This window comes from Streptomyces sp., assembly GCF_031181705.1.
Lineage (GTDB): Bacteria > Actinomycetota > Actinomycetes > Streptomycetales > Streptomycetaceae > Streptomyces.
Map to the genome: position 1 here is coordinate 1 of NZ_JAPSKN010000163.1, position 9750 is coordinate 9750.

Below are 9750 nucleotides of genomic sequence, written 5' to 3' on the forward strand. Positions count from 1 at the left end.
TGCGGCGAACGCGGTGCCAGCTTGGTCGACGACCTGCACGGCGTGCTGTACTTGGCCGGGATGCGGGAGGACGTGAACCCGATTCCGGTCGAGCAGTACAGGGGGACCGGCAGCAGCTGGCAATACGAGGCTGGTGACGCCCGCTGACCGAGCAGGCGTCTGGTGCCCTCAACGCCCATCGAGGGCACAACGCGGGCACAAGACAGCGACTAACAGTGTGAAACCGCCACACTCGTGGCAACAGTTTCCGCACGTCAGATGGGGTGCACGACCATCGCTGCAGGTCGCACGTACCCCACGGGCAGTTCGTGAACACCGGTAGGACCGCCGGGTCCCCTGGGTCCCGTGGATCCATGGTCTGCACGGGCACGCAGGGGTGGTGCGAGGGGGCGGGTGCCTGTTCGGTGCCCGCCGTTCTCGCTGCCGGTCGCGGTGTGCGGGCGCGTCGGTCGCGCGTGGGTGGCGCCTCGTGGGCGCGGTCAGTCGCGCGAGTTGCCGAACAGCAGGCGGTAGGCGACCAGGAGGACGAGGGATCCGGCGATCGCCGCCGCCCAGGTGGCGCCGTCGTAGAAGTCCTTGGTGATCGGGTGGTCCATCCAGCGGGCTGATATCCAGCCGCCGATGAACGCGCCCGCTATGCCGATCAGGGTGGTGCCGATGAGGCCGCCCGGGTCGCGTCCCGGCAGCAGGAACTTCGCGATCGCCCCGGCCAGCAGCCCCAGGATGATCCAGCTGATGATGGTCATGCCGTGAACCCGCCCTTTCAGGCTGTGCCCGCACTGTCCCGGCCCTGTGATCTCGCTTCCCGCAGGCCGGGCCCGTGCGTCGTACGCGGGCCTGAACGGGTGCGTCGTCCTTGCCGTACCCGTTCACGCCCTCTTGGTCGGGAGGACGTCCTGGCTGCATGCCCCGGTTGCGCTGATCAGTAGGGTGCGACGCATGACTGCCTCCGGTCCCCCCGGTTCCCCGGGTTTCTCCGGTTCCCCGGATCCCGCGCTGCGCCGCACGCTCGGTGTCGGGGACGCCGTCGTCATCGGACTCGGCTCGATGGTGGGGGCCGGCATCTTCGCCGCGCTCGCGCCTGCGGCGCACGCGGCCGGTTCCGGTCTGCTCATCGGGCTCGCCGTCGCCGCGGTGGTGGCGTACTGCAACGCCACGTCCTCGGCCCGCCTCGCCGCCCGTTATCCCGCCTCGGGCGGCACGTACGTGTACGGGCGTGAGCGGCTCGGGGACTTCTGGGGATATCTCGCGGGCTGGTCGTTCGTAGTGGGGAAGACGGCCTCCTGTGCGGCGATGGCGCTCACCGTGGGCACCTACGTCTGGCCTGGTCAGGCGCACGCGGTGGCGGTCGCGGCCGTGGTGGCGCTGACCGCGGTGAACTACGGCGGCATCCAGAAGTCCGCCTGGCTGACGCGGGTGATCGTGGCGGTGGTCCTGGCGGTCCTCGCTCTCGTGGCGGTCGTGTGTCTGGTGTCCGACGCAGCCGACGCGGGCCGGCTGGCCATCGGGACGTCGGACGGGGCGGGCGGTGTGCTGCAGGCGGCCGGTCTGCTGTTCTTCGCGTTCGCCGGGTACGCCCGGATCGCCACGCTCGGCGAGGAGGTGCGGGATCCGGCGCGCACCATTCCCCGCGCGATCCCGCTGGCACTGGGCATCGCGCTGGTGGTGTACGTGTGCGTGGCTGTGGCTGTCCTTTCGGTCCTGGGGTCGGGCGGTCTGGGGGAGGCGACGGCACCGTTGGCCGACGCGGTACGGGCGGCCGGGATGCCCTGGCTCGTGCCGGTGGTGCGGGTGGGTGCGGCCGTGGCCGCGCTGGGCTCGCTGCTCGCGCTGATCCTGGGGGTGTCGCGCACGACGCTGGCCATGGCCCGGGACCGGCATCTGCCGGGGGCACTGGCGGCGGTGCATCCCCGTTTCCAGGTGCCGCACCGGGCGGAGCTGGCCGTGGGTGCGGTGGTCGCGGTCCTGGCCGCCACGGTGGACGTCCGGGGCGCGATCGGGTTCTCCTCCTTCGGTGTGCTGACGTACTACGCGGTGGCCAACGCTTCGGCCTGGACGCTGGATCGGGCACCGGCGGCGCGGGTCGTGCCGGTGGTGGGGCTGGTCGGATGCGTGGTGCTGGCGTTCTCGCTGCCGGGGGTTTCCGTGGTGGTGGGAGCGGGGGTGCTGCTGGTGGGGGTTGTCGCCTACGGGGTGCGGCGGTGGGCGCGGGCCCGGGCGGGGGGCGGTCGGGCGTAGGGGCGTGCGGGTGCCTCTCCTGGCGGGGAGGGCCGTCCCCCTCTTACCGGCTTCTCGCTAGCCGTTGCCCTGGCTGGTGCCGGTCAGGATGCTCGTATCGTGGCGGCGGGCTCGCCCAGGGAAACAGAAGCTCTCGGGCGGCTGTTGCGGGGGACGGCTGTCGGTCGGGGATGCGATTGCTCGGTCGCGGTCATGCATTCATGATGCAGGCCGGCGCCGACAGCCGGGCGGGCCTGTGGATAACCCGTGGCCTGTGGAGAAACCGGGGCATGAGGGAGCGTTCCGGCTTGGGAGACCGGGCTCGGGACTCGCCGTCAGCGCACCGCGAACGGCTCGTTCGTCCGCACGATGTCGCGGCCCAGCGGGAGCAGCGAGACCGGGATGAGCTTGAAGTTGGCGATGCCCAGCGGGATGCCGATGATCGTGACGCACAGGGCGATGCCGGTGGCGATGTGGCCGAGGGTGAGCCACCAGCCCGCGAGGACCAGCCACAGGACGTTGCCGACGCAGGACGGCGCGCCGGCGTCACGGCGTTCGACCGTGGTGTACCCGAAGGGCCACAGCGCGTAGACGCCGATGCGGAAGGCCGCGACGCCGAACGGGATGCCGATGACGGTGATGCAGAGGAGCAGGCCCGCCAGCATGTAGGCGAGGAACAGCCAGAAGCCGCTGAAGACGAGCCATATGACGTTCAGGATGGTCTTCACTGATTCCCACCTGCCATCTTCTCGAGCCGGGCGATGCGTTCCGCCATCGGCGGGTGTGTGGAGAACATCTTCGACAGGCCCTGGCCGGGGCGGAACGGATTGGCGATCATCATGTGGCTGGCCGTCTCGATGCGCGGCTCGGGCGGCAGCGGGAGCTGCTTCGTGCCGTGATCGAGCTTGCGCAGGGCGCTGGCCAGGGCGAGGGGGTCGCCGGTGAGCTGGGCGCCCGAGGCGTCCGCCTGGTACTCGCGGGAGCGGCTGATGGCCAGTTGGATGACGGAGGCCGCGAGCGGGCCCAGGATCATGATCAGCAGCATGCCGAGCAGGCCGGGGCCGTCATCGTCGTCGGAGCGTCCGATCGGGATCAGCCAGGCGAAGTTGACCAGGAACATGATCACGGAGGCGAGGGCGCCGGCGACCGACGAGATGAGGATGTCGCGGTTGTAGACGTGGCTGAGCTCGTGGCCGATGACGCCGCGCAGCTCGCGCTCGTCCAGGAGGCGCAGGATGCCGTCGGTGCAGCAGACGGCGGCGTTGCGTGGGTTGCGGCCCGTGGCGAAGGCGTTGGGCGCCTCCGTCGGGGAGATGTACAGGCGCGGCATGGGCTGGCGGGCCTGCGTGGACAGTTCGCGGACCATGCGGTAGAGGCCCGGGGCCTCGAACTCGCTCACCGGGCGGGCGCGCATCGCGCGGAGGGCCAGCTTGTCGCTGTTCCAGTACGCGTACGCGTTGGTGGCCAGCGCTACCAGGACGGCGATCACGAGCCCCATGCGGCCGAAGAAGCTGCCGATGACGATGATGAGTGCGGACAGTCCTCCGAGGAGGACTGCTGTCCTGAGCCCGTTGTGCCGGCGGTGCACGGTACGCCCTCCAAGTGGTGCGGCAGGGGGACCCTTGCTTGCTGTGCTGCGGTGTCACTGATGCCGTGGTGCCACGTCCAGTGGACCCTCCCGTACTGGTCAACGCCAGGCGGGAGGCACTAGTTCCCTTGTGCGCGCGGGGCACGGCCGTGGACCGTACGGGTGACGGCCTCGGACGCGCCACCGCACGCGTGCGGTGGCGAGTGCCCACGCGCGCGTGGCGAAAGCGTGCCGGTGTGCCGTCAGGGCGTGGCGCTCGACTCGGGGAGGCGCCCCGGCCCGGGCTCAGAAGAGCCCGGTGTCCGTGAACCGCAGGACCAGCTGGGGAGCCCCGGACAGGGCGATGCCGAGGACGCCGGTCAGGGCGAGCGCGGCGGTGAGGGGGGCGGGCACCCGGTGCTTCCCGGCCTCGCCCTCGGGGGCGGCGCGGAAGAGCAGGGCCGTCCACTGGAGGTAGTAGAACAGCGCGATGACGACGTTGACGGCCATGATCACGGCCAGCCAGCCGAGGCCGGCGTCGACGGCCGCCGAGAAGACGGTGACCTTGGCGAAGAGGCCGATGACGCCCGGCGGCAGCCCGGCGAGGCAGAGCAGGAAGAACGCCAGGAGCAGCGCGGACAGGGGGTTCGACGCGTAGAGGCCGCGGTAGTCGGTGACGCGGTTGAGGGACCTGGTGCGGCCGACGAGCGCGGCCACGGCGAAGGCTCCGAGGTTCACGGCGCCGTACATCAGGGCGTAGGCGACGGTGGAGCCGATCGACTTCTCGGCGTCCCCGGAGTACGCGGCGGCCGCGATCGGCACCAGGAGGTAGCCGGCCTGGCCGACGGACGACCAGGCGAGCAGGCGTACCGCGCTGTACGCGCGCGTGGCCTGCTGGCGGAGGGCTCCGAGGTTGCCCACGGTCATGGTGAGCGCGGCCAGGGCGGCCAGCGCCGGGCCCCAGACGTCGGCGTAGGACGGGAGGGCCACGACCGTGACGAGGATCAGGCCGCTGAAACCGACCGCCTTGCCGATGACCGACAGGTAGGCGGCGATCGGCAGGGGCGCGCCCACGTAGGTGTCGGGCACCCAGAAGTGGAAGGGCACGGCGGCGGTCTTGAAGGCGAAGCCGACGAGGGTGAGGACGACGCCCGTGTCCGCGAGCGTGTGGAGCTGGCCGTCGACGTGCTGGATGCGGTCGGCGACCTGGGTCAGGTAGAGGGTGCCCGTGGAGGCGTACAGGAAGCTGATGCCCATGAGGCTGACAGCGGTGGCGGTGACCGAGGACAGGAAGAACTTCAGAGCCGCTTCGGAGGACTTCCGGTCGCCGTACTTCAGGCCGACCAGCGCGAAGGCGGGCAGGGAGGCGACCTCCAGGGCGACGATCAGGGTGGCCAGGTCGCGGGAGGCGGGCAGGAGGGCGGCGCCGGCCGCGGAGGACAGCAGCAGGAACCAGTACTCCCCCTCGGGCAGCGTCCTGCGGGCGTCCTTGAGGGCCGTGACCGACAGCAGGGCGGCGAGGAGGGCGCCGCCCAGGACCAGGAACTGGATGACCAGGGTGAAGCGGTCGGCCGTGTAACTGCACACGGCGGCGTCGCGGGTCAGGCAGAAGGTGCTGCGGTCGCCGTCCAGGAGGGGCAGCAGCATCAGCGTGGCGGCGGCCAGGCCCGCCACCGACGTCCAGCCGAGGAGCGCCTTGCGGTGCTCCGCGACGAACAGGTCGGCGACCAGGACGGCGAGTGCGACGACCGCCGCGATGGTGGGCGGCGCGATGGCGAGCCAGTCGACGGACTGGACGAGCGAGGCGGCCAGGGGCTGGGCCGGGGAGCTCATCGGGTGCCTCCTGCGAGGAGCTGCTGGACGGCCGGGTCGCTCAGGCCGAGGAGGGCCTTGGGCCACAGGCCCGCGACGACGGTGAGGACGACGAGCGGGGTCCAGGCCGCGAACTCGTAACCGCGGACGTCGGTGAGCCGGGGGGCGTCCTGGGGCAGGGCGCCCATGCAGACGCGGCGGACCACGATCAGCAGGTACGCGGCCGTCAGCAGCGTCCCGAACGCGCCGATCGCCATGAAGGTGAGGAAGGCGGGGCGGCTGAGGCCCTCGGCGGGCCGGAACGCGCCGAACAGGGCCAGCATCTCGCCCCAGAAGCCGGCCAGGCCCGGCAGGCCGAGCGAGGCCACGGCGGCGAAGGCGAGGAGGCCGCCGAGGCGCGGGGCCCTGCCGTACAGGGCGGCTCCGGTCTCCTCGGCGAGGGTGTCGAGGTCGGTGGTGCCGGTGCGGTCCTTCAGGGCGCCGACCAGGAAGAAGAGCAGGCCGGTGATGAGGCCGTGGGCGATGTTCGCGAACAGGGCGCCGTTCACGCCGGTCGGGGTCATCGTCGCGATGCCGAGCAGCACGAAGCCCATGTGGCCGACGGAGGAGTAGGCGATGAGGCGCTTGAGGTCACCCTTCGCGCCCTGCCTGGCGAGGGCGAGGCAGGCGAGGGATCCGTAGATGATGCCGACGACGGCCAGGGCGGCGAGGTAGGGGGCGAAGGTGCGGAAGCCGTCCGGTGCGATGGGAAGCAGGATCCGGACGAATCCGTACGTACCCATCTTCAGCAGAACGCCGGCCAGTAGGACGGAGCCGACGGTGGGCGCGGCGGTGTGGGCGTCGGGCAGCCAGCTGTGCAGCGGCCACATCGGCGTCTTCACGGCGAGCCCGATCCCGATCGCCAGAACAGCGGTGACCTGCACGGATGTGGTCAGCGACCGGCCGTTGTCAGTGGCGAGTGCCATCATGTCGAACGTGCCCGCCTTGATCCCGATCAGGAGCAGGCCGAGCAGCATGACCACGGATCCGAGCAGTGTGTAGAGGATGAACCGCCACGCGGCCTGGCTCCGGCCCTCACCGCCCCAGCGGGCGATGAGGAAGTACATCGGGATGAGGACCATCTCGAAGGCGAGGAAGAACAGCAGCAGGTCGAGGACGGCGAAGGTCGCCAGCGTGCCGGACTCGAGGACGAGGAGCAGGGCGACGAAGGCCTTCGGGGCCGGGCCTTCGGGCATCTTGAAGTACGAGTAGAGCGCGCAGAGGAAGGTCAGCAGCGCGGTCAGGACCAGAAGGGGGAGGGAGATGCCGTCGATGCCGAGGTGGATGCGTACGTCGAGTGCGGGGATCCAGCTGATGTCGGTGCTGGCCTGCATCTTCGACGGCTGGTCGTGGTCGAAGCCGAGCGCGAGGACGATCGCCGCGATGAGGACGGCGCCGGTGACGGTGACGCCGTGCCGCAGTACGGCTTGCTCGGGTGACTTCCCCTTCAGCCCCGGCGGGGCCGGCAGGAGAGCCGCGGCGGCGCCCAGGAGCGGGCCGACGACGACGAATGCCAGAAGGAACTGCATCACGGACTCGTTGATATCGATCACGCCTGCTCACGCTCCCGTGGCGACGAGGACGACGGCGACCGCGAGGACGACGGTGCCGGCGAGCAGCGCGCTCACGTAGGTCTGGACGTTGCCGGTCTGGGAACGCCGTACGGCGGTGCCGAGCCAGCGCGGCAGCGCACCCGCACCGCGCACATAGGTCTCGACGACCTCGCGGTCGAGGAACCGGACGAGGCTCGCTCCGGCCTGGACCGGGCGGACGAAGAGGGCGGTGTACGCGGCGTCCAGGTGGAAGCCGGCGGCCGCGTGCCGGTGCAGGGGGCCGAGCAGCAGCCGTCCCGGGTCCGCGGGGTCGGGTGCGTGGGCGATGTCCCCGTAGGCCGGTTCGTGCGTGGCGATGGCTTCCGCCTCGACCCGGGCGGCGTCGCCCTCGGGGTGGGCCGCGACGGCGCCCAGCGGGATGCGTGCCGCGAGAGCGGTGGTGTGCCGCCAGGCGGCGTAGGTGACGATGCCGCCGGCCAGGGCCAGGCCCGTGCCGAGCACGGCGGTGGTCAGGGTCGGGCCCAGGTCACGGCCGTCGAACCAGTCGGGCAGCACGCGGAACGCGAATCCGCCGAGGGCCAGGGAGGGGACGGCCAGCACCCACAGCACCACGGTCATCGTCAGCGGCTGCCTGCCGTGGTCGGGCGCTTCGGCGCCCCGGCCGCGGAAGGCGAGCAGCCACAGGCGCATGGCGTAGGCGGCGGTGAGGACGGCCGTGACAAGGCCGGCGACGAGGACGATCCAGCCCGCGGCGGCGGGGGCGTGCTCGGTGTGACCGGTGACGACGTGCTCGGCGACGCCGAGGACGGCCTCCTTGGAGAAGAAGCCGCTGAACGGCGGGATCGCGGCGAGCGCGAGGAGCGCCACGGTCATCGTCCAGTAGGCGTCCGGGATCCGGTCGCGCAGGTTCCGCATGCGGGACATGGCGGCGAGGGAGTTGGTGCCGGCGGCGTGGATGATCACACCGGCCGCGAGGAACAGCAGCGCCTTGAAGGCGCCGTGGGACAGGAGGTGGAAGACGGCGGCACCGCGGTCGCCGACGGCGAGGGCGCCGGTCATGTAGCCGAGCTGGCCGATCGTCGAGTACGCGAGGACGCGCTTGATGTCGTCCTGGGCGAGCGCGGCGAGGGCCGAGCCGGCCATCGTGACGGCGGCCATGACGGCCATGACCACCATCGCGGCCTGGGAGGCCTCGAAGACCGGGAGGAGACGGGCGATGAAGTAGACACCGGCGGCGACCATCGTCGCGGCGTGGATCAGCGCGGAGACGGGGGTGGGGCCCGCCATGGCGTCGGGGAGCCAGGTGTGCAGCGGGAACTGCGCCGACTTGCCCGCCACGCCCGCGAGGAGGAGCAGGGCGATCAGGGTCGGGTGGTCGAGCCCGCCGCTCGCGACGGTGCCGAGGATCCGGGTGATGCGGAAGGAGCCGGCGTCGGTGGCCAGGGCGAACAGGCCGATCAGGAAGGGGACGTCGCCGAGCTTGGTGACCAGGAAGGCCTTCAGGGAGGCGGCGCGGGCCTGAGGAGTCTCCCAGTAGTGGCCGACCAGGAAGTAAGAGCAGATGCCCATGACCTCCCAGCCGACCAGCAGCACCATCAGATCGCCGGAGTAGACGACCAGCAGCATCGCGGAGGTGAACAGGGAGACCAGGGCGGCGTACGAGGGGTAGCGCGGGTCGTCGCGCAGGTAGCCCGTCGAGTAGATCTGCACGCAGGAGGCGACCAGGGCGACCAGGACGGCGACGAGGGCGGCGAAGCCGTCGATGTGCAGGGCCAGTTCGATCGGGACCGAGCCGGTGGGGGTGAGTTCCGTGGCCGCGTCGACGGCCGCGTCACCGCCCTGGCGTACGGCGACCAGCGCGGCGAGCACCAGGGCGGTGAGCGCCGGCAGGACGGCGAGGGGGCGGACGAAGCCGGGGGCCGTGCGGCCCAGGAGCAGGCCGGCGACGGCACCGAGGAACGGAAGGAGGGGGACGAGGACGGCGAGGGTGGTCGTGGTCACGCGGTGGCCTCAGCCTTCTGGGCCTCGCCGTACGGCTCTGCCGTGCGGGCGTCGCCGTCGGGGCCGTCGGGGTCGTGCCGTTCGGAGGTGTCGCGGAGTTTGTCGATGTCCGAGGTGCCGCGGTTGCGGTACACGGCGAGGACGATCGCCAGGCCGATGCCGATCTCGGCGGCGGCGATGGCGATGGTGAACAGGGCCAGGGCCTGGCCGGAGTGCAGGGTCTCCTCGGCGGTCCTGCTGAGCCAGACGTCGAAGGCGACCAGGTTGAGGTTGACGGCGTTGAGCATCAGCTCGACCGACATCAGGACCAGGATCGCGTTGCGGCGGGCGAGGACGCCGTACAGACCGGTGCAGAAGAGGAGGGCGGAGAGCACGGCGGGATAGGCGAGGTGCATCAGCGGGTCCCTTCCTTCTCGCCCCGGGCCTTGTCGTCACGGGCCTTGTCGTCACGGGCCTTGTCGTCGCGAGCCTTGTCGTCACGGGCCGCGGCCGGGTTCCCGTCGCTTCGGCCGGCCGGGGCGCCTTCGGCGGAGGCGTCTTCGGCGGGGGTGGCGGTGGCCT

The 9750-nt window shown here is 71.5% G+C and carries 8 protein-coding genes; 1 reads left to right on the forward strand and 7 read right to left on the reverse strand.

Annotation, left to right across the window (positions count from 1 at the left end):
• Positions 1 to 479 precede the first annotated feature (479 nt).
• Positions 480 to 746 (reverse strand): GlsB/YeaQ/YmgE family stress response membrane protein, encoded by a 267-nt coding sequence (locus RIN80_RS23645; protein ID WP_309097658.1) that lies wholly within the window; start codon positions 744 to 746, stop codon positions 480 to 482.
• Positions 747 to 939: 193 nt separating this feature from the next.
• Here RIN80_RS23645 and RIN80_RS23650 point away from each other — a divergent pair, with 193 nt between their 5' ends.
• Positions 940 to 2238, forward strand: a complete 1299-nt coding sequence (locus RIN80_RS23650) for an APC family permease (RefSeq protein ID WP_309097659.1) — start codon at positions 940 to 942, stop codon at positions 2236 to 2238.
• 314 nt (positions 2239 to 2552) lie between these two features.
• Here the strand turns inward: RIN80_RS23650 and RIN80_RS23655 are convergent, their stop codons facing one another.
• From RIN80_RS23655 to nuoK, 6 genes are all read right to left on the reverse strand, one after another.
• Entirely contained in the window at positions 2553 to 2945 is a 393-nt protein-coding gene (locus RIN80_RS23655) for a YccF domain-containing protein (protein WP_309097660.1), read from the reverse strand.
• The gene (gene htpX, locus RIN80_RS23660; RefSeq protein WP_309097661.1) at positions 2942 to 3805 is read right to left on the reverse strand and encodes a zinc metalloprotease HtpX; all 864 of its coding nucleotides are present in this window, start codon (positions 3803 to 3805) and stop codon (positions 2942 to 2944) included. Before htpX ends, RIN80_RS23655 begins: the two co-directional genes overlap by 4 nt.
• A 285-nt stretch (positions 3806 to 4090) precedes the next feature.
• Positions 4091 to 5617 carry an NADH-quinone oxidoreductase subunit N gene (locus tag RIN80_RS23665; protein ID WP_309097662.1) on the reverse strand — a complete coding sequence of 509 codons (1527 nt, stop codon included), beginning with the start codon at positions 5615 to 5617 and terminating at the stop codon, positions 4091 to 4093.
• The gene (locus RIN80_RS23670) at positions 5614 to 7188 is read right to left on the reverse strand and encodes an NADH-quinone oxidoreductase subunit M (protein WP_309097663.1); all 1575 of its coding nucleotides are present in this window, start codon (positions 7186 to 7188) and stop codon (positions 5614 to 5616) included. Before RIN80_RS23670 ends, RIN80_RS23665 begins: the two co-directional genes overlap by 4 nt.
• Before the next feature lie 6 nt (positions 7189 to 7194).
• Entirely contained in the window at positions 7195 to 9189 is a 1995-nt protein-coding gene (locus RIN80_RS23675) for an NADH-quinone oxidoreductase subunit L (protein ID WP_309097664.1), read from the reverse strand.
• A complete protein-coding gene (nuoK, locus tag RIN80_RS23680) occupies positions 9186 to 9584 on the reverse strand; it encodes an NADH-quinone oxidoreductase subunit NuoK (RefSeq protein ID WP_309097665.1) in 399 nt (132 codons plus the stop codon). The genes RIN80_RS23675 and nuoK overlap by 4 nt, the downstream gene beginning before the upstream one ends.
• Between the last annotated feature and the right edge of the window lie 166 nt (positions 9585 to 9750).